We start from the raw sequence: 18,373 nt of genomic DNA on the forward strand, positions 1-18,373 counted from the left end.
CGGACACCCGGCGGACCTGCATTGCCCGGACGGACACCTCTCGGACGTGCGCCCTTCCTGCGGAGATCTCTCCGACCGGCGCCCTGCAGGCGGTCGTCGCTCGGACACATCCTCATCTTCCGTCCTCCACCGGCCTGATGGCGTACCCGAGCCCGCGCACCGTGTGGATCATGGGCGAGCGGCCGCGGTCGAGTTTGCGGCGCAGGCTGGAGATGTACACCTCGACCAGGTTTCCGCCGCCGTCGAAGGAACTGGTCCAGACGTGTTCGAGGATCTGCGTCTTGCTCAGGACCTGCCGCGGGTGCTCCATCAGCAGACTGAGGAGTTCGAACTCCTTGGCGGTCAGCTTGATCCGCGAGCCGTCGCGGCGCACCTCACGGGACTCGCCGGTCAGCACCAGCTCGCCGAGGACACGTACGGAGTCGTCGGTGCGGGTCCGTTCGGCGCCGGACCGGCGCAGCAGGCCGCGCAGTCGCAGCACGACCTCCTCCAGCGAGAACGGTTTCGTGACGTAGTCGTCGGCCCCGTTCGCCAGCCCGTCGATGCGGAACTCCAGGGCGTCGCGGGCGGTGAGCATGAGGATGGGCAGCTCGGGGTTCTCGTAGCGCAGACGGCGCAGCACCTGGATGCCGTCGAGGTCGGGCAGCATGCCGTCGAGGACGACGGCATGCGGGGCGCAGCCGCGGGCGATCCTCAGCGCGCTGTGTCCGTCGGCGGCCGGGAAGGGGCACCAGCCCGCCTCGGTGACGGCCACCGACAACACTTCGGTGAGCGCGGGCTCGTCGTCGACGATCAGAACGCGGACCCGTCCGCTTCGGGTACCGGAGATGCCAGCCATGTCCTGATCCTGTCCCCGCCGGCTGAGGGAACCCTGTGTTCCGACTGGGCCGAAGCCGTGTGAAACAGGTTTCTTCCGACCTGTGCCGATCCATGGCCTCTCGCGGCTCCCCCCTCTCTACCCCCGGGATGCGGGGACGCCCGTCGACCGCCACCGACGCGGACGTACGGCGAAGGGCCGCACCCCCGCTGACGGGGATGCGGCCCTCACAGCCTTGCCGTACTGCTTGCGGAACCGCTTGCCGGATCAGACCGGTTGCGGAACCGCTTGCCCGGTCGGATCGGTTGCGGAACCGCTTGCCCGGTCGGATCGGTTGCGGAACCGCTTGCCGGATCGGTTACTTGCGGATCAGGCTGCGCAGCACGTACTGCAGGATGCCGCCGTTGCGGTAGTAGTCCGCCTCGCCGGGGGTGTCGATGCGGACGACCGCGTCGAACTCCACGCCGGTGTCGGTGGTGACCTTGACCGTGGCGGGGGTGGTGCCGTCGTTCAGCTCGGTGATGCCGGAGATGGAGAAGGACTCCTCACCGGTCAGGCCGAGGGTCTCGGCGGACTGGCCCGCGGGGTACTGCAGCGGGATGACGCCCATGCCGATGAGGTTGGAGCGGTGGATGCGCTCGTAGGACTCGGCGATGACGGCCTTCACGCCGAGCAGCGCGGTGCCCTTGGCCGCCCAGTCACGGGACGAGCCGGAGCCGTACTCCTTGCCGGCCAGGATGACCAGCGGGATGTTCTGCTCGATGTAGTTGCGCGAGGCGTCGTAGATGAACGACACCGGCGCGTCGGCCTGGGTGAAGTCACGGGTGTACCCGCCCTCCGTCCCCGGCGCGACCTGGTTGCGCAGGCGGATGTTGGCGAAGGTGCCGCGGATCATGACCTCGTGGTTGCCTCGGCGCGAGCCGTAGGAGTTGAAGTCACGCCGCTCGATGCCGTGCTCGGTGAGGTACTTGCCCGCCGGGGTGTCGGCCTTGATCGCGCCGGCCGGGGAGATGTGGTCGGTGGTGACCGAGTCGCCCAGCTTGGCCAGGACGCGCGCGTCGGCGATGTCGGAGACCGGGGTGGTCTCCATCGTCATGCCCTCGAAGTAGGGGGGCTTGCGGACGTAGGTCGACTCGGCGTCCCACTCGAAGGTGTTGCCGGTCGGGATCGGCAGCGCCTGCCACTGGGCGTCGCCCGCGAAGACGTCCTGGTAGGACTTGTTGAACATGTCCTCGCCGATGGCGTTCGCCACGACGTCGTTGACCTCGGCCTCGGTGGGCCAGATGTCGGACAGGAAGACCGGCTTGCCCTCCTGGTCGACACCGAGCGCGTCGCGCGTGATGTCCACCTTCATGGAGCCCGCGAGGGCGTACGCGACGACCAGCGGCGGGGAGGCCAGGTAGTTCATCTTGACGTCGGGGTTGATCCGGCCCTCGAAGTTCCGGTTGCCGGAGAGGACCGAGGTGACCGCGAGGTCGTGGTCGTTGACGGCCTTGGAGACCTCTTCCGGCAGCGGGCCGGAGTTGCCGATGCAGGTGGTGCAGCCGTAGCCGACGAGGTTGAAGCCGACCTTGTCGAGGTACGGGGTGAGGCCCGCCTTGTCGAAGTAGTCGGTGACGACCTTCGAACCCGGGGCGAGGGTGGTCTTGACCCACGGCTTGCGGGTCAGGCCCTTCTCCACGGCCTTCTTCGCGACGAGCGCGGCGGCGACCATGACGTACGGGTTGGAGGTGTTGGTGCAGGAGGTGATGGCCGCGACCGTCACCGCACCGTGGTCGATCTCGTACGTCGAGCCGTCGGGGGCGGTCACGGTGACCGGGTTCGACGGGGCGCCGTTGGGGTGGTTGGCCGGGGCGTCGGAGGCCGGGAAGGACTCCTTGCCCGCCTCGTCGGCGGTGTCGACGTAGTTGCGCACGTCCGCCTTGAACTGCTCGGCGGCGTTCGCGAGGACGATGCGGTCCTGCGGGCGCTTCGGGCCGGCGATGGACGGGACGACCGTGGAGAGGTCCAGCTCGAGCTTCTCGGAGAAGTCGGGCTCGGCCTGCGGGTCCAGCCAGAGGCCCTGCTGCTTGGCGTACGCCTCGACGAGCGCGACCTGCTGCTCGGAGCGTCCGGTGAGCTTGAGGTACTTCAGCGTCTCGTCGTCGATCGGGAAGATCGCGGCGGTGGAGCCGAACTCCGGCGACATGTTGCCGATGGTGGCGCGGTTCGCGAGGGAGGTGGCGGCGACGCCCTCACCGTAGAACTCGACGAACTTGCCGACGACGCCGTGCTTGCGGAGCATCTCGGTGATGGTCAGCACGAGGTCGGTGGCGGTGGTGCCGGGCGTGAGCTCGCCGGTGAGCTTGAAGCCCACGACGCGCGGGATCAGCATCGAAACCGGTTGCCCGAGCATCGCAGCCTCGGCCTCGATGCCGCCGACGCCCCAGCCGAGGACGCCGAGGCCGTTGACCATGGTGGTGTGCGAGTCGGTGCCGACCAGGGTGTCGGGGTAGGCCTGGCCGTTGCGGACCATGACCGTGCGAGCGAGGTGCTCGATGTTCACCTGGTGGACGATGCCGGTGCCCGGCGGGACGACCTTGAACTCGTCGAACGCGGTCTGGCCCCAGCGCAGGAACTGGTAGCGCTCCTTGTTGCGGCCGTACTCGAGCTCGACGTTCTGGGCGAAGGCGTCGTTGGTGCCGAACTTGTCGGCGATGACGGAGTGGTCGATGACCAGCTCGGCCGGGGCCAGCGGGTTGATCTTCGCCGGGTCGCCGCCGAGCTCCTTGACGGCCTCACGCATGGTGGCGAGGTCGACGACACAGGGTACGCCGGTGAAGTCCTGCATGATCACGCGGGCCGGCGTGAACTGGATCTCCTGCGACGGCTGGGCCTGGGAGTCCCAGTTGCCGAGCGCACGGATGTGGTCGGCGGTGATGTTCGCGCCGTCCTCGGTACGGAGCAGGTTCTCCAGCAGCACCTTCAGGCTGTACGGAAGGCGAGCCGAGCCTTCCACCTTGTCCAGCCGGAAGATCTCGTACGACTCGTCGCCCACCTGCAGCGTGCTGCGGGCGTCGAAGCTGTTCGCCGACACGACAGTCTCCTTCATTGATGTGCGCTTACCACCGCATCCTGCCGCCACGCAGACTTGGCCGATCCGCTGAGGTCAGGCTAAGTTAGGTAACCCTTACCAGGGTGGCGGCTGCGGGGCGCCTCGGCAGATATCTCGATGTCGAGATAACTCTAGTACATGGGGGCTGAATGGTCATGCCCGGGCTCGCGGTCCACACCCGGAGAAAGCCGGATGCCGCACTCGACCGGCCCGACCGGCAGCCCCCTCGCGAGCGCTGCCGAGTATGCCGCCGGTGCGGCACACCCCGTCCGTGACCTCGGCCACGCACGGCTCGGGCGGCCTGGACGGGACGGGAAGCACGGGCGATCTGCGCGGCAGGGGCGGCCTGCGCGGTACGGGTGGCGCACGCGGCACGGGTGGCCTGCGCGGTGCGGGCGGCCTGCGCGGTGCGGGCGGGACGGGTGGTACGGGCGGTATGCGCGGTACGGGTGGCTTGAAGGCCGATACCCCCCCCACCACCCGGGAACAGCGTTTCCGCAAGAACCAAGCGCCCCGCCGAAGACGCGCACGCTCGACGTGGGCTGCGGCGCCGGTCAGCACCGCCGAGCGGGACCTCGACGCCCGAACGAGCCCCGGAGCGAGGGGCCTTGAAAACGGGCCGGTCATGGTCCCGCCGAGTGGGGGTAGACGGGTGCGGACGGAGGCCACGCGACCAAGGAGGCTCGAATGCCCCTCACTTTCCGCAAGAGTTTCCGCATCCTTCCCGGGGTGCGGCTGAACATCAATCGTCACTCCTGGTCGATCACGACCGGCGGCGGCAAGCACGGACCGCGCCACACGCACAGCAGCACCGGACGTCGTACGACATCGGTTGATTTGCCCGGACCTTTCGGGTGGCGTCGTACGCGTAAGGCCAGGCACCATTGACGAGACGTCACCCGAACGGACCCCCCATGAGGCGCCATCTCATATCTGAGATAACCTCAGTCTCATGGCAGACGACTACCTCGTACGCATCGGCAAGCTCATCCGTGACGCCCGTCAGCACCGGGGCTGGACACAGGCGCAGCTGGCCGAGGCGCTCGCAACCAGCCAGAGTGCCGTCAACCGCATCGAGCGAGGCAACCAAAACATCAGCCTTGAGATGATCGCTCGAATCGGTGAAGCCCTGGACAGTGAAATCGTCTCTCTGGGCTACGCGGGACCGATGCACCTGCGGGTCGTGGGCGGCCGTCGGCTGTCCGGCGCGATCGACGTGAAAACCAGTAAGAACGCCTGCGTTGCACTGCTGTGCGCCTCACTGCTCAACCAGGGGCGCACAGTGCTGCGCCGGGTCGCCCGGATCGAGGAGGTCTACCGCCTCCTCGAGGTCCTGAACTCCATCGGCGTACGGACCCGTTGGATCAACGACGGCGTCGACCTGGAGATCGTGCCGCCGGCCGAGCTGGACATGGCGGCGATCGACGCCGAGGCCGCCGTACGCACCCGTTCCATCATCATGTTCCTCGGTCCGCTGCTGCACCGGATGAACCACTTCAAGCTGCCGTACGCCGGTGGCTGCGACCTCGGGACGCGGACCATCGAGCCGCACATGATCGCGCTGCGCCGGTTCGGGCTGGAGGTGGCGGCGACGGAGGGTCAGTATCACGCCGTCGTCGACCGTGCCGTCCGCCCGGACCGGCCGATCGTGCTGACCGAGCGCGGGGACACGGTCACCGAGAACGCTCTGCTGGCGGCCGCCCGGTACGACGGCGTAACCGTCATCCGCAACGCGTCCTCCAACTACATGGTCCAGGACCTGTGTTTCTTCCTGGAGGCGCTCGGGGTGCGGGTCGAGGGCATCGGCAGCACCACGCTCACCGTGCACGGCGTGCCGAACATCAACGCCGATGTCGACTACTCGCCGTCCGAGGACCCGGTCGAAGCGATGAGCCTGCTGGCCGCCGCCGTCGTCACCGAGTCCGAGCTGACGGTGCGCCGGGTGCCCATCGAGTTCCTGGAGATCGAGCTGGCGGTCCTGGAGGAGATGGGGCTCGACCACGACCGTACGCCGGAGTACCCGGCCGACAACGGCCGCACCCGTCTGATCGACCTCACGGTCAGGCCCTCCAAGCTGGAGGCGCCGATCGACAAGATCCACCCGATGCCGTTCCCCGGGCTGAACATCGACAACGTCCCGTTCTTCGCGGCCATCGCGGCCGTGGCGCAGGGCAAGACCCTCATCCACGACTGGGTCTACGACAACCGCGCGATCTATCTGACGGACCTGAACCGGCTGGGCGGACGGCTCCAGCTCCTCGACCCGCACCGGGTGCTGGTCGAGGGCCCGACGCGCTGGCGGGCCGCCGAGATGATGTGCCCGCCGGCCCTGCGTCCCGCGGTGGTCGTGCTGCTGGCGATGATGGCGGCCGAGGGCACCTCGGTGCTGCGCAACGTGTACGTCATCAACCGCGGTTACGAGGACCTGGCCGAGCGGCTCAACTCGGTCGGGGCGCAGATCGAGATCTTCCGGGACATCTGACCGGCGATTGCCGCCGCATCCGACTCCGGACCTGCTCGCGTACGGGTCCGGGGTCGTGCGGCGCGGTGCGGTGCCTGCGGTGCCTGCGGTGCGGTGCGATGCGGCGGCACTGTGTTTCTGTTTCTGTTTCTGATTCAGCTCCTGCTTCGGTTTCTGTCTCTGTCTCTGTTTCTGTCTCTGTCTCTGTTTCGGTTTCTGTCTCTGTCTCGGAGCATCCGACCCGGGGGCCCGTCCGGAGCGCCTGGCATCGGGTCCTCCCGGCGGCGGAGGCTGCGCATCCCTGCGACCCCTGCGCACGGTCGGGGGCGCGTTGATCGCCTATCTTGGCGCCTATGCAGTCCTACACGATCGGCCAGGCGGCGCGTCTGCTCGGGGTGAGTCCGGACACCGCGCGACGGTGGGCGGACGCGGGCCGGGTGGCCACACACCGGGACGAGGGCGGACGCCGCCTCATCGACGGCAGGGATCTGGCTGCCTTCTCGGTGGAGCTGGCCCAGAGCGGCGGTGTCGAGGAGGGCGCCTCGTACACCTCGGTCCGCAACGCCTTTCCCGGCATCGTCACGGCCGTGAAGCTCGGTGATGTCGCCGCGCAGGTGGAGATCCAGGCCGGGCCGCACCGGCTGGTGTCGTTGCTGACGCGGGAGGCCGTGGAGGAACTGGGGCTGGAGGTCGGGGTGGAGGCCACGGCTCGGGTGAAGTCGACGAACGTGCACATCGACCGGACCTGAGAGCGGGGTGCCGCGCGGCCACCACCGGTCGGGGCTTCGGCCCGCCGCGGCGGCGGACGTCGCGGAAACGGCGCCTGGTCCACGGGGGATGCTCAGGGGCGTCGTACGACACCGTCGGGCCGTCGGGCCGTCGGGCCGTCGGCAACAGCGGCCGCCCACGGGGCAGGGCGTGCCGGCCCGCACGGACTGGTGCTGGGCGGTCATGACGCTCCTCAGGTGCGGCCTGTTCACCGGGCGTTCCGTGCAGTCGGGGCACCGGTATCGCTGTGTGTCACGGCCACAGGTTGTAGCCAGGGGGTGTAGCCGCCGTCCACCCGGATCGCGCGGACACCGCTGATGTGCCGGGCGCCGCAGCGGTCCTGCGGAAGGACGAGCCGGGGTCCGGCGCGGTCGAGCGGGGTGTCGTCGACGGCGACCGCGAGGAGGACGGGCGCGGGCCCTAAGTCGGGATCGATCTCCGCCCAGAACAGCAGGGCGTGGTGGCCGTCCGCGCTGGACACCGCGATCAGGAAGCTCAGACGGTCCTTGCGCCGGGCCGGGTCGAAGCGGGGGTCCGCGTCCGCGAGGACCTCGTACAGCAGCAGCCCGGTAAAGCGGTGGCGCCGGAGGCCGGTGCGCGCGCACGCGAAGGTCACCTCGGTCCGGTGCTGGGGCCGGCCCAGCAGGTCGGGCACTGTGAGACCGGCGGGACGGGCCGGATCGCCGACGAGGACGAGTTCCGCCACCGGATCGACCCCTGCCCCGGCGGCCCCGTGGGCGGCCCCGGCGGCGGCCTCGTGGGCCGAGTGCGCGTCCGAACCGGCGGCAGGTGCGAGGAACCGGCTCACGGGCTACCACCTCCTGGAGGACCGTAGCGACGGTACCCGGACTCGCCTCCCGTGCAAACGCACATGCCACCCCTGAAGATCACAGCTCCGGCTCATGCGAAGCGACAGGAGACTTTCGCCTCGCATCTGCGGCATTATCATCGACACATGCGCATCCGCCGGATCGGGGAGGCAGCCGCCCTGCTCGGTGTCAGCGCCGACACCGCGAGGCGCCTGGTCGGCGGAGGGAACCTCACCGCCGGACGCGAGGGGCGGGGCCGCCGGACCGTACCGGGCCGGCCCTCGCGACCTGTGCCCGGCGGGGGCACCGCGCGGAACGGGGGGCCACCGGCTCCTCGGCCCGGCGGTTGTCGTGATCAAGTCGACCGGCGTCGTCGGGAGGCCGTGGACGGTCCGTCAGGACCACACGTGAGGGTGTCCGTCAGGACCAGAGGGAGTGGACCCGTGATGACCCGTACCGCGCGCCGGACCGGCCGCCGACCGATGCAGGCGGCCGCCCTGGGAGTCACCGCGCTGCTGGCCCTGAGCGCCTGCTCGTCGTCCGACGACTCCTCGTCGGCGAAGCCGGATTCCTCCGCGTCCGCGTCGGACCGGCTCTCCGGAACGGTGACCGTGTTCGCCGCGGCCTCGCTGAAGGAGAGCTTCACGGCGCTGGGCAAGGAGTTCGAGGAGGCGCACCCGGGTACGAAGGTCTCTTTCAGCTTCGGCGGCAGCGACTCCCTCGCCGCGAGCATCACCGGCGGCGCCCCGGCGGACGTCTTCGCCTCGGCCAGCCCCAAGACGATGAAGATCGTCACGGATGCCGGGGACGCCTCCGGCACACCCGCCACCTTCGTCCGCAACCAGCTGGAGATCGCCACGCTGCCGGGCAACCCCGACAAGATCTCCTCCCTCGAGGACCTCACCGAGTCGGGTCTGAAGGTCGTGCTGTGCGACAGGACGGTGCCCTGCGGCGCCGCCGCCCAGAAGGCCCTCGACGCCACTGAGTTGAAGCTCACCCCCGTCTCCTACGAGCAGGACGTCAAGGCCGCGCTGACGAAGGTGGAGCTGAAGGAGGCCGACGCCGCGGTCGTCTACAAGACCGATGTGCACGCGGCGGGTGACAAGGTGGAGGGTGTGGAGTTCCCCGAATCTGCCGACGCCGTCAACGACTACCCGATCGTGCGGCTCAAGGACGCGCAGAACGCTGCGGCGGCCAAGGCGTTCATCGCGCTGGTGCGGTCCGCCGAGGGACAGAAGGTCCTGACCGAGGCCGGGTTCCTGCAGCCGTGACCCTTCCGCCCGACAGGTCCGACGTCGTGGCCGACACCGTCCGGGGTGGGCTGCGGCGTCGGCGTGTCCGGGCCCAGGTCCGCGGGGTGCCGCTGCCCCTGCTGGTGCCTGCGCTGCTCGGCCTGGCGTTCCTGGTCGTGCCGCTGATCGCCCTGCTGGTGCGGGCCCCGTGGCGCAGCCTGCCCGACCTGCTGACCAGCGCCGAGGTGTGGCAGGCGCTGCGGCTCTCGCTGGTCTGCGCCACCGCCGCCACCGCCGTGAGTCTGGTCGTCGGCGTCCCGCTTGCGTGGGTGCTGGCCCGCGTCGAGTTCCCGGGGCGTGGGCTGGTCCGGGCCCTCGTCACCCTGCCGCTCGTCCTGCCGCCGGTGGTCGGCGGTGTGGCGCTGCTGATGGCGCTGGGCCGCAACGGCATCGTCGGGAAGACACTGGACTCCTGGTTCGGCATCACGCTCCCGTTCACCACCGCCGGGGTCGTGGTGGCCGAGGCGTTCGTCGCGCTGCCGTTCCTCGTCATCACCGTCGAAGGCACCCTGCGCGCCGCCGACCCGCGCTACGAGGAGGCGGCCGCCACCCTCGGCGCCTCCCGTTTCACCGCGTTCCGCCGGGTCACGCTGCCGTTGATCGCACCGGGCGTCGCGGCCGGCGCGGTCCTCGCCTGGGCGCGGGCGCTGGGCGAGTTCGGCGCGACGATCACCTTCGCGGGCAACTTCCCCGGCCGTACCCAGACCATGCCGTTGGCCGTGTACCTGGCCCTGCAAAGCGACCCGGAGGCCGCCATCGCCCTCAGTCTGGTCCTGCTGGCCGTGTCCGTCGCGGTACTGGCGGGCCTGCGCGACCGGTGGATGACAGCGAGATGACCGAGAACGGGCCCAGGCCCACACCCGGTACCGGCCCCGGGCCGCAGGGCGCCGACGCCCCCCGCGCCGGCACGTCCCCCGCCGGCCTCGGCGTCCGCCGCGGCGATACCTCAGCGGACGGGCTCGACGCCCACCTGGTCGTGGAGCGCGGCGCGTTCCGGCTCGACGTGGCGTTGCGGGCGGCGCCGGGTGAAGTGGTCGCCCTGCTGGGTCCGAACGGCGCGGGGAAGACCACGGCGCTGCGTGCCCTCGCCGGTCTGACGCCGCTCACCGGCGGGCGGCTGCGGCTGGACGGCGGCGCGCTGGACGGCACGCCCCCCGAGTCCCGCCCGGTCGGTGTCGTCTTCCAGGACTATCTGCTCTTCCCCCACCTGACCGCCCTGGACAACGTGGCCTTCGGTCCGCGCTGCCAGGGCGCGACCAAGGCGGAGGCCCGTGCCCAGGCGGCCGAGTGGCTGGACCGCCTGGGGTTGGCGGCGCACGCCGGCGCCAAGCCGCGCAGGCTGTCCGGGGGCCAGGCTCAGCGGGTCGCCCTGGCCCGTGCGCTGGCGACCCGTCCGCGGCTGCTGCTCCTCGACGAGCCGCTGGCGGCGCTGGACGCCCGCACCAGGCTGGAGGTCCGCGCCCGACTCCGCCGCCACCTGGCCGAGTTCGAGGCGGTCGCCGTCCTGGTCACGCACGATCCGCTGGACGCCATGGTGCTCGCCGACCGGCTCGTCGTCGTCGAGCACGGGCGGGTCGTCCAGGAGGGCGTGCCGTCCGACATCGCCCGGCATCCCCGTACGGACTACATCGCCCAGCTGGTGGGCCTGAACCTCTACCGGGGTCAGGCCGACGGGCACACCGTCCGCCTCGCCGCCGGTCCCACCGTCACCACCACCGAGGTCCTGTCCGGCCCGGTGTTCGTGGCGTTCCCGCCGAGCGCGGTCACCCTCTACCGTGACCGTCCGACCGGCGCCAGCGCCCGCAACCTCTGGCACGGCGAGGTGGCCGGGCTGGAGACCCACGGCGACCAGATCCGCGCCGACCTCACCGGCGAACTTCCGCTCGCCGCCGACCTGACGACGGTCGCCGCGGCCGAACTCGACCTGTATCCGGGGGCCCGGGTCTGGGCGGCGGTGAAGGCCGCGCAGACCCACGCCTACCCCGTCTGAGACGACACCGGGAGCGGCGGGGACCCCGCGGCCGGGGCCGGGCAGGTGGTCCCGGAACCCCCGGAGTACGGCGTCACGGGCGTCCGGTGCCCGCAGGTGCGCGGTGTCATCGGCGGCCGGGCTCCCGGAGCCGTTCGGTGCCAGCGGCAGCCCGGTTCCCGGAGCGGGAGCGGTACCGTCCCCTTCGGTGTCAGCGGCCGCCGGGTTCCCGGAGCAGGGGCGGCACCTTCCCCTTCGGTGTCAGCGGCCGCCGGTGCCGGGCGAAGGCCGCTGCCTCGGTGCCGTCGACGCGCCCGCCGTCCAGGACCGGTCGCTCAGCCCGCGGTCAGTGTGATGTCCCGCTCCTGTGCGGCGTGGAAGCGGGGCAGGGGCAGGCCACCCTGGGGGCGGAGCTCCATCAGCGTGGCCTCGACGTGGGCCGCACCGGGTTCGAGGTCGGCGGGAGTGGCCTTGCCCGTGTTCTTCCACGCGTGCTCGGCGCCGTCGCACACGGCACGGGTGCCGCCGATGCCGTGCCGGGCCTCGCCCGAACCCTGACCGACCGAGGAACTGACGAAGACGGGACCCGTGTTGCCGACACAGCGGTAGGTGCCGGAAAGGGTGACGGTGCCGTCGGTGGCGATGCTGCCGACCTGATCGACGGTGACGGACTCCAGCGGATCGGCGGTGGCGGTGACCGCCGGGGCCGCGAGCAGCAGCAGTACGGCGCCGACGGCCGCGGAGAGGGCGGGACGCAACGACATGGGAGAACCTCCTGTTGTGGGGGCCTCCACAGGTACCGGGCGGACACGCCCGGGGCCGTGATCGTCACTCCTTCGGTGGCGAGTCCGCACCGGTCGTCGACGAACGGTCCTGGAGTTGTCCTGGTGCTGTCACGCTTGCCGCCGCTCTCTGGATGTGCGGGCGGGCCGGGCGCATGGTCTGAGCATGGGGGCCGACCGGACGGCGGCCGACCCCACCGACGTGGAGGTGCTCCATGTGTTCCCACCAGCTCCCCAGCGCTTCTGCCGACGCCCGGCCGGTCCACCTCACCCACGCGCACATCGTCGCTGCCCATCCCGAGCAGGGCTGGAACCTGCTGTGCGACGGGACCATCGTCTTCGACGACTCCGGTGAACTGCTGCCGGACGGCCGCGTCGTGGACCCGCACCGGGTGACCGCCGGACAACTCGCCGTCGCCGCCTGACCCTGACCGCCGGGGCCGACCACCGGGACCCGACGCGCCGTGGACGGACGGGCCGCTGCCGACCGCCGACCGCCGACCGCCGACCGCCGACCGCCGACCGCCGACCGCCGAGGCGCGGGTCTGCCGGCCGCCCTCGGTGAAACCGGTTGCTGATACGGATACCGAAGCCAGGCGCTGACAACGGCTACAGGAACGAAGCCGGTCGCAGATGCCCGTTACGGGGAGGAAGCCGGTCGGGCCCTGAAACCGGTTACGGAATCCGGCCCATCGCCGAAACCGGTTACGGAATCCGGCCCATCGCCGAAACCGGTTACGGAACTCGCCCCGCCGGCGAAACCGATTACGGAATTCGACGAGTCGGCGAAATCGGTTACGCAGATCGGCCTGTTGCTGACACCGGTTACGGAATCGATCCGTTGCCGATACCGGTTACTGTTCCGACTCACCGATCGAGTACGGCGAACCCGTCCAGTTCGACGAGTGCCTGCTCGTCCCAGAGTCGCACGATCCCGACGACTGCCATCGCCGGATAGTCGCGCCCCGCCAGCTCCCGCCAGATCGAGCCCAGTTCGGCAGCGTTCTCGCGATATGCGGCCACGTCCGTGACGTAGACGGTGACGCGCGCCAGGTCCGACGCCGACCCGCCCGCCGCCGTCAGCGCGGCCAGCAGATTCGTCAGCGCCCGGGCGAACTGCTCCGGCAGCGACTCCCCCACGATCTTTCCGTCGGCATCGAGCGCGGTCTGCCCGGCCAGGAAGACGATCCGCTCGCCGGTGGTGACGACGGCATGGGAGAAGCCGACGGGCGGCGAGAGTGCGGGCGGGTTGACGCGTTCGGTGGTCACCTGGCCTCCAGGTCCGCGAGTTCGGCGTACAACGCCTTTGCGATGATCCCGCGTTGGACCTCGCTGGCTCCCTCGTAGATCCGCGGCGCGCGCACCTCCCGGTAGAGGTGCTCGAGCAGGTGGCCACGGCGCAGGGCCCGTGCGCCATGGAGTTGGACGGCCGTGTCGACGACATACTGCGCGGTCTCGGTGGCGAACAGCTTGGCCATCGCGGCGCGCTTCGGTACGTCTGAGGCGCCGCTGTCGTACGCCGACGCCGCGGCGTGGACCATGAGACGCGCGGCCTCTGTGCGCAGGGCCATCTCGGCGACCTGGTGGGCCACCGTCTGAAGGTCGCTCAACTTGCCGCCGAAAGCGTCGCGTCGGGCGGTGTGGGCCAGGGTCGCGTCGAGTGCGGCCTGCGCCATGCCGACGGCGAAGGCGCCGACGCTGGGGCGGAACAGGTTGAGGGTGCCGATGGCGACCCGGAATCCGCGGTCGGGCTCGCCGAGCACATCGTCCGCCGTGACCGGGACACCATCGAAGCGGAGAGTTCCGATCGGGTGCGGGGAGAGCATGTCGAGGGCGGAGCCGGTGAGGCCTGCGCGATCGGCGGGAACGAGGAATGCGGTGACCCCCTGCGCGCCGGCCCCCGGGGTGGTGCGGGCGAAAACGGTATAGAAGTCGGCCTCGGGAGCGTTGGAGATCCAGCACTTCTCCCCGGTGAGCCGCCAGCCGTCCGGCCCGTCCCGCTCGGCGGCCAGGGACAGGGCAGCCGCGTCCGAGCCGGCGCCCGGCTCGCTCAGGGCGAACGCGGCGATCGCAGTGCCGTCGGTGACCCGGGGCAGCCAGTACTGCCGCTGGGCGGGGCTGCCGTGAGCGTGGACCGGGTGGGCACCGAGCCCTTGCAGCGCGAGCGCGGTCTCCGCCTCCGTACAGGAGTAGGCCAGGGACTCGCGCATCAGGCAGAGATCGACGGCGCCGGAGGTGAACAGGCGTGGCAGCAGGCCGATCCGGCCGAGCTCGGCGACGAGCGGCCGGTTGACGCGACCCGGTTCGCCCTTCTCGGCGAGTGGGTGCAGCCGTGCGGCGGCAACGGTACGCAGTGCGGCGCACCAGTCGGCCTGTGCCGGTTCGAGCGAGAATGCGGGCATCGCCTGTCCCCTCTGCCGTGCTCGGCCTGACCTGACCTGACCTTCTGTACCTGTTTCGCAGCGCGTGTTTCGCAGTACCTGTTTCGCAGCGCTTGCTTCACGACGCCTGCTTCGTGGCACCCGTTTCTGCCGTTCTCGTTCCCGAAGCCGCTTCCGTGGCCGTTTCCGTAGCCGCTTCTCCCGTTCCTGTTCCGGTCCCGTTTCTGTTTCCGATTCCGTTTCCGTAGCTATTTCTCCCGGTCCCGGTCCCGGTCCCCGTCCCGTTTCCGGTGTTCCTGCTTCCGCTCTCTCTGTCTCCAGCCCGCCGTTTCCGCTGGACCTGACTTGCCACAACCGTTTCCGCCGTGCCGGACGGTCGAGCCCGCCCGGGCCGTTCGCGGGCCATGTCTCCGGTCGGCCGCCACCGCCTCCCCCTGACGGTATCGCGGCCCGTTGACTGTCGTCACCAACGCGCTACGATCCTTGCGCGACCCCAAGACGACGCCCGCCCGGGCAGCCCAGCCGGACAGTCCATCCAGGCAAGGGGGCGAACGCCCATGAACGTCTCGGCCCACGTCGACACCTTCGCGCGCGACCACCTTCCGTCGCCCGGCCACTGGCCCGAGCTCTGTTTCGATCTGCCCGAGCTGGACTACCCCGCCCGGATGAACTGCGCCGCCGAGCTGCTCGACCACACCGCGCCGGACCGGCCCGTGTTCCACACCGGCTCGGGGCCGTCCTGGACGTACGGAGAGCTGCGGGCCCGCGTCGACCGGATCGCGCATCTGCTCAGCGGTGACCTCGGAGTCGTCCCGGGCAACCGTGTGCTGCTGCGCGGCCCCACCACGCCCTGGCTCGCCGCCTGTTGGCTGGCGGTGCTGAAGGCGGGCGCGATCGCGGTCACCGTCCTGGCCCAGCAACGGCCTTCGGAACTGCGCACCATGTGCGAGATCGCGCGGGTGGAACACGCGCTCTGCGACGTCAGGGCCGTGGACGACCTCGCCAAGGCGGAGATACCCGGCCTCCGGATCACGACGTACGGCGGTGACGCGTCCGACGATCTGCTGAACCGGTCGGCGCCACAAGAGCCGTACCAAGCCGTCGAAACCGCTTCCGACGACGTGGCGCTGATCGCCTTCACCTCGGGCACCACCGGTCGGCCGAAGGGTTGTCTGCATTTCCACCGGGATGTCCTGGCGATCGCCGACACCTTCTCGCGGCACATACTGAAACCGCTTCCCGACGATGTCTTCGCCGGCAGTCCGCCGCTGGGTTTCACCTTCGGCCTCGGCGGGCTGGTCGTCTTCCCGATGCGGGCCGGCGCCAGCGCGCTGTTGCTCGAACAGGCGGGCCCCCGGCAACTGCTGCCCGCGATCGCCGCCCACCGGGTGACCGTGCTGTTCACCGCCCCCACCGCCTACCGCGCGATGCTCGACGACCTGAACAGCCAGAACCGCCCCAACGACCCCACCGGCCCAACCGGCCCAACCGGCCCAACCGGCCCCAACGACCCCGACAGCATCGGCGGCATCGGCGGCATCAACAGCCCGAGCCGAGGCGGCGCGCACGACGTCTCCTCGCTGCGCCGCTGCGTCTCGGCCGGGGAGAACCTGCCCGCGGCCACATGGCGGGCCTGGCACGAGCGGACCGGGGTCCGGCTGATCAACGGCATCGGCGCCACCGAGCTGCTGCACATCTTCATCTCGGCCGCCGACGAACACATCCGGCCCGGCACGACCGGCGTGCCCGTCCCCGGCTGGCAGGCGCGCGTGCAGGACCAGGGCGGCAGGCCCGTGCCCGACGGCGAGCCGGGGCTGCTCGCCGTGCGCGGCCCGGTCGGCTGCCGCTATCTGGCCGACCCGAGGCAACAGCAGTACGTGCGCGACGGCTGGAACGTCACCGGCGACACCTATGTCCGCGAGGGCGACGGCTACTTCCGCTATGTCGCCCGCGCCGACGACATGATCATCTCGGCCGGGTACAACATCGCGGGCCCCGAGGTCGAGGAGGCGCTGCTGCGCCACCCGGACGTGGTCGAGGCGGCGGTGGTGGGGCGGCCCGACGAGCAACGGGGGCAGGTGGCCGTCGCGTTCGCCGTGCTGCGGGCGGACGCCCGGCGCGACGCGGAGGCTCTGCGCGCCTTCCTCAAGCAGGAGTTGGCCCCGTACAAGTGCCCGCGCGAGGTCGTCTTCCTGGACGCGCTGCCGCGCACGGCGACCGGGAAGCTCCAGAGATTCAGACTGCGCGCGGAAGACGTCGAGGAAGGCCGCGTCGAGGACCACGCCGAAGGCGGCCGCTCCCAGGTGGAAACCGAAGGCGCGGCCGCAGGCCTCGGCGAACGCCACGGTGAAGATCACGTCGGTGATGACACCAATAGTGACCAGCAGTGATACCGAAGACCTAAGATGATCAACGTGTCCGATCAGCCCGCACCCCGGTCTCTCATCGTCACGCTCTACGGCGCGTACGGCCGCTTCGCGCCGGGCCCGGTGCCCGTCGCCGAGTTGATCCGGCTGCTGGCCGCGGTCGGCGTCGACGCGCCTTCCGTACGCTCCTCGGTGTCCCGGCTCAAACGACGCGGACTGCTGCTGCCCGCCCGTACGGCCCAGGGCGCGGCGGGGTACGAACTGTCGCACGAGGCACAGCAGTTGCTCGACGACGGCGACCGGCGCATCTATGCCACGGCCCCGCCGGAGGACGAGGGCTGGGTGCTGGCGGTGTTCTCCGTGCCGGAGTCGGAGCGGCAGAAGCGGCATGTGCTGCGGTCGCGGCTCGCGGGCCTGGGGTTCGGTACCGCCGCACCGGGGGTGTGGATCGCGCCGGCGCGGCTGTACGACGAGACCCGGCACACCCTCCGGCGGCTGCGCCTCGACCCGTACGTCGACCTGTTCCGCGGCGAGCACCTGGGCTTCTCTCCGACGGTCGAGTCCGTCGCCCGCTGGTGGGACCTGGCGGCCATCGCCAAGGAGCACGAGACGTTCCTCGAAGGTCACGCGGGCGTGCTGCACGCCTGGCGGCAGCGTCCGGACACGCCGCCGGAGGAGGCCTACCGGGACTACCTCCTCGCCCTGGACTCCTGGCGGCACCTGCCCTACACCGATCCCGGCCTGCCCGTTCGTCTGCTGCCCGAAAACTGGCCGGGGACCCGTTCCGCGGCCGTGTTCCACGGACTGCACGAGCGACTTCGGGACGCGGGGGCGCAGTTCGCGGGAGTGACTCCGCCCGCGCCCTGAGCGACTCACGCAAACCTCAGGTTCCTCGACCGGTCTTCTCAGATTCCTTACCTACCGTTCCCCGGGTGGTACGACGGCAGGAAAGAGGACAGTTGCGCATGACCGACGAGCCGAGGGCCGTTCCGCCGAGGGCCGCTGCCCCTCCGACAGCAGCCGTCCCGCCGACAGCCGTCGCGCCGAGGGCCGTCACGCCCAGGACGCCGGGGGCCACGGTCTGGCTCACGGGGTTGCCGAGCGCGGGCAAGACGACAATCGCCCGTTTCCTGAGCGATCGGCTGAGGGCCGAGGGGCATCGGGTGGAGATCCTCGACGGTGACGAGATACGTCGTTTCCTCTCCGCGGGCCTCGGCTTCTCCCGCGCCGACCGGCACATCGACGTGCAGCGCGTCGGCCTCGTGTCGGAGGTCCTCGCCCGCAACGGCGTCCTGTCCGTCGTCCCCGTGATCGCGCCGCACGCCGACAGCCGCGAGGCGGTGCGGCGCCGGCACGCGAGGAGCGGCACACCGTACGTCGAGGTGCACGTGGCGACCCCGGTCGAGGTGTGCAGGGAGCGGGACGTGAAGGGGCTGTACGCCCGGCAGGCCGCGGGCGAACTGACCGGGCTGACCGGGCTGACCGGCGTCGACGACCCGTACGAGGCCCCGGTCGACCCCGACCTCGTGCTCACCACGCAGGACCGGACCCCACCGGACTCGGCGGACGCGGTGTACGCGGCGCTGGCGGAGCGCGGGTTGGTGTGACGGCGGCGGCCAGCGGCCGTCCCGCCT

General features: G+C 70.8%; 16 protein-coding genes. 10 read left to right on the plus strand and 6 right to left on the minus strand.

What is annotated here, in order from left to right; all coding sequences use genetic code 11:
• Positions 1 to 112 precede the first annotated feature (112 nt).
• Positions 113 to 838 carry a response regulator transcription factor gene (locus J2X68_RS33190; RefSeq protein ID WP_310436309.1) on the minus strand — a complete coding sequence of 242 codons (726 nt, stop codon included), beginning with the start codon at positions 836 to 838 and terminating at the stop codon, positions 113 to 115.
• 337 nt (positions 839 to 1,175) lie between these two features.
• Positions 1,176 to 3,893 (minus strand): aconitate hydratase AcnA, encoded by a 2,718-nt coding sequence (gene acnA / locus J2X68_RS33195; RefSeq protein WP_310436310.1) that lies wholly within the window; start codon positions 3,891 to 3,893, stop codon positions 1,176 to 1,178.
• A gap of 705 nt (positions 3,894 to 4,598) precedes the next feature.
• Between acnA and J2X68_RS33200 the strand changes: the two genes are divergently transcribed.
• The 3 genes from J2X68_RS33200 to J2X68_RS33210 all read left to right on the plus strand — a co-directional run bounded on the left by J2X68_RS33200 (position 4,599) and on the right by J2X68_RS33210 (position 7,121).
• Positions 4,599 to 4,799 carry a DUF4236 domain-containing protein gene (locus J2X68_RS33200; RefSeq protein WP_310436311.1) on the plus strand — a complete coding sequence of 67 codons (201 nt, stop codon included), beginning with the start codon at positions 4,599 to 4,601 and terminating at the stop codon, positions 4,797 to 4,799.
• A gap of 64 nt (positions 4,800 to 4,863) precedes the next feature.
• Positions 4,864 to 6,393, plus strand: coding sequence for a UDP-N-acetylglucosamine 1-carboxyvinyltransferase (locus tag J2X68_RS33205; protein ID WP_310436312.1), 1,530 nt, complete (start codon positions 4,864 to 4,866; stop codon positions 6,391 to 6,393).
• A gap of 332 nt (positions 6,394 to 6,725) precedes the next feature.
• Complete coding sequence (locus tag J2X68_RS33210) at positions 6,726 to 7,121, plus strand: helix-turn-helix transcriptional regulator (protein WP_310436313.1); 396 nt, start codon at positions 6,726 to 6,728, stop codon at positions 7,119 to 7,121.
• A gap of 227 nt (positions 7,122 to 7,348) precedes the next feature.
• On the opposite strand, the gene J2X68_RS33215 is transcribed toward J2X68_RS33210, so the two are convergent.
• On the minus strand, positions 7,349 to 7,846 hold the full coding sequence (locus J2X68_RS33215) for a hypothetical protein (RefSeq protein ID WP_310436355.1): 498 nt from the start codon (positions 7,844 to 7,846) through the stop codon (positions 7,349 to 7,351).
• Between the two features lie 549 nt (positions 7,847 to 8,395).
• On the opposite strand from J2X68_RS33215, the gene modA reads away from it, so the two are divergent.
• The 3 genes from modA to J2X68_RS33230 are packed head-to-tail and all read left to right on the plus strand — an operon-like array spanning position 8,396 to position 11,231.
• Positions 8,396 to 9,220 (plus strand): molybdate ABC transporter substrate-binding protein, encoded by an 825-nt coding sequence (gene modA, locus J2X68_RS33220; RefSeq protein ID WP_310436314.1) that lies wholly within the window; start codon positions 8,396 to 8,398, stop codon positions 9,218 to 9,220.
• Positions 9,217 to 10,077 carry a molybdate ABC transporter permease subunit gene (modB, locus tag J2X68_RS33225; protein ID WP_310436315.1) on the plus strand — a complete coding sequence of 287 codons (861 nt, stop codon included), beginning with the start codon at positions 9,217 to 9,219 and terminating at the stop codon, positions 10,075 to 10,077. The genes modA and modB overlap by 4 nt, the downstream gene beginning before the upstream one ends.
• Positions 10,074 to 11,231, plus strand: a complete 1,158-nt coding sequence (locus tag J2X68_RS33230; protein WP_310436316.1) for an ABC transporter ATP-binding protein — start codon at positions 10,074 to 10,076, stop codon at positions 11,229 to 11,231. Before modB ends, J2X68_RS33230 begins: the two co-directional genes overlap by 4 nt.
• Positions 11,232 to 11,545: 314 nt before the next feature.
• Here the strand turns inward: J2X68_RS33230 and J2X68_RS33235 are convergent, their stop codons facing one another.
• Positions 11,546 to 11,974, minus strand: a complete 429-nt coding sequence (locus J2X68_RS33235; RefSeq protein ID WP_310436317.1) for a DUF6299 family protein — start codon at positions 11,972 to 11,974, stop codon at positions 11,546 to 11,548.
• A 233-nt stretch (positions 11,975 to 12,207) separates the two neighbouring features.
• On the opposite strand from J2X68_RS33235, the gene J2X68_RS33240 reads away from it, so the two are divergent.
• Positions 12,208 to 12,417: a DUF5999 family protein gene (locus J2X68_RS33240; RefSeq protein ID WP_310436318.1), complete on the plus strand. Its 210-nt coding sequence runs from the start codon at positions 12,208 to 12,210 to the stop codon at positions 12,415 to 12,417.
• Positions 12,418 to 12,859: 442 nt separating this feature from the next.
• Here J2X68_RS33240 and J2X68_RS33245 read toward each other — a convergent pair whose 3' ends face one another.
• Positions 12,860 to 13,180, minus strand: a complete 321-nt coding sequence (locus J2X68_RS33245) for a RidA family protein (protein WP_399041467.1) — start codon at positions 13,178 to 13,180, stop codon at positions 12,860 to 12,862.
• Between the two features lie 77 nt (positions 13,181 to 13,257).
• Positions 13,258 to 14,394: an acyl-CoA dehydrogenase family protein gene (locus J2X68_RS33250; protein WP_310436320.1), complete on the minus strand. Its 1,137-nt coding sequence runs from the start codon at positions 14,392 to 14,394 to the stop codon at positions 13,258 to 13,260.
• Positions 14,395 to 14,930: 536 nt separating this feature from the next.
• Between J2X68_RS33250 and J2X68_RS33255 the strand changes: the two genes are divergently transcribed.
• From J2X68_RS33255 to cysC, 3 genes are all read left to right on the plus strand, one after another.
• Positions 14,931 to 16,763 carry an AMP-binding protein gene (locus J2X68_RS33255; protein ID WP_310436321.1) on the plus strand — a complete coding sequence of 611 codons (1,833 nt, stop codon included), beginning with the start codon at positions 14,931 to 14,933 and terminating at the stop codon, positions 16,761 to 16,763.
• Positions 16,764 to 16,778: 15 nt separating this feature from the next.
• On the plus strand, positions 16,779 to 17,606 hold the full coding sequence (locus tag J2X68_RS33260) for a PaaX family transcriptional regulator C-terminal domain-containing protein (RefSeq protein ID WP_310436322.1): 828 nt from the start codon (positions 16,779 to 16,781) through the stop codon (positions 17,604 to 17,606).
• 98 nt (positions 17,607 to 17,704) lie between these two features.
• Entirely contained in the window at positions 17,705 to 18,346 is a 642-nt protein-coding gene (gene cysC / locus J2X68_RS33265; RefSeq protein ID WP_399041446.1) for an adenylyl-sulfate kinase, read from the plus strand.
• Positions 18,347 to 18,373: the final 27 nt, after the last annotated feature.

Source organism: Streptomyces sp. 3330, assembly GCF_031456635.1.
Classification (GTDB): domain Bacteria; phylum Actinomycetota; class Actinomycetes; order Streptomycetales; family Streptomycetaceae; genus Streptomyces.

What these genes read in the sequence shown, in the direction of transcription:
- J2X68_RS33190 (WP_310436309.1), bottom strand. Translation starts at nt 838, where the DNA reads ATGGCTGGCATCTCCGGTACCCGAAGCGGACGGGTCCGCGTTCTGATC.
- J2X68_RS33200 (WP_310436311.1), top strand. Translation starts at nt 4,599, where the DNA reads ATGCCCCTCACTTTCCGCAAGAGTTTCCGCATCCTTCCCGGGGTGCGG.
- J2X68_RS33205 (WP_310436312.1), top strand. Translation starts at nt 4,864, where the DNA reads ATGGCAGACGACTACCTCGTACGCATCGGCAAGCTCATCCGTGACGCC.
- J2X68_RS33210 (WP_310436313.1), top strand. Translation starts at nt 6,726, where the DNA reads ATGCAGTCCTACACGATCGGCCAGGCGGCGCGTCTGCTCGGGGTGAGT.
- modA (WP_310436314.1), top strand. Translation starts at nt 8,396, where the DNA reads ATGACCCGTACCGCGCGCCGGACCGGCCGCCGACCGATGCAGGCGGCC.
- J2X68_RS33230 (WP_310436316.1), top strand. Translation starts at nt 10,074, where the DNA reads ATGACCGAGAACGGGCCCAGGCCCACACCCGGTACCGGCCCCGGGCCG.
- J2X68_RS33235 (WP_310436317.1), bottom strand. Translation starts at nt 11,974, where the DNA reads ATGTCGTTGCGTCCCGCCCTCTCCGCGGCCGTCGGCGCCGTACTGCTG.
- J2X68_RS33240 (WP_310436318.1), top strand. Translation starts at nt 12,208, where the DNA reads ATGTGTTCCCACCAGCTCCCCAGCGCTTCTGCCGACGCCCGGCCGGTC.
- J2X68_RS33250 (WP_310436320.1), bottom strand. Translation starts at nt 14,394, where the DNA reads ATGCCCGCATTCTCGCTCGAACCGGCACAGGCCGACTGGTGCGCCGCA.
- J2X68_RS33255 (WP_310436321.1), top strand. Translation starts at nt 14,931, where the DNA reads ATGAACGTCTCGGCCCACGTCGACACCTTCGCGCGCGACCACCTTCCG.
- J2X68_RS33260 (WP_310436322.1), top strand. Translation starts at nt 16,779, where the DNA reads ATGATCAACGTGTCCGATCAGCCCGCACCCCGGTCTCTCATCGTCACG.
- cysC (WP_399041446.1), top strand. Translation starts at nt 17,705, where the DNA reads ATGACCGACGAGCCGAGGGCCGTTCCGCCGAGGGCCGCTGCCCCTCCG.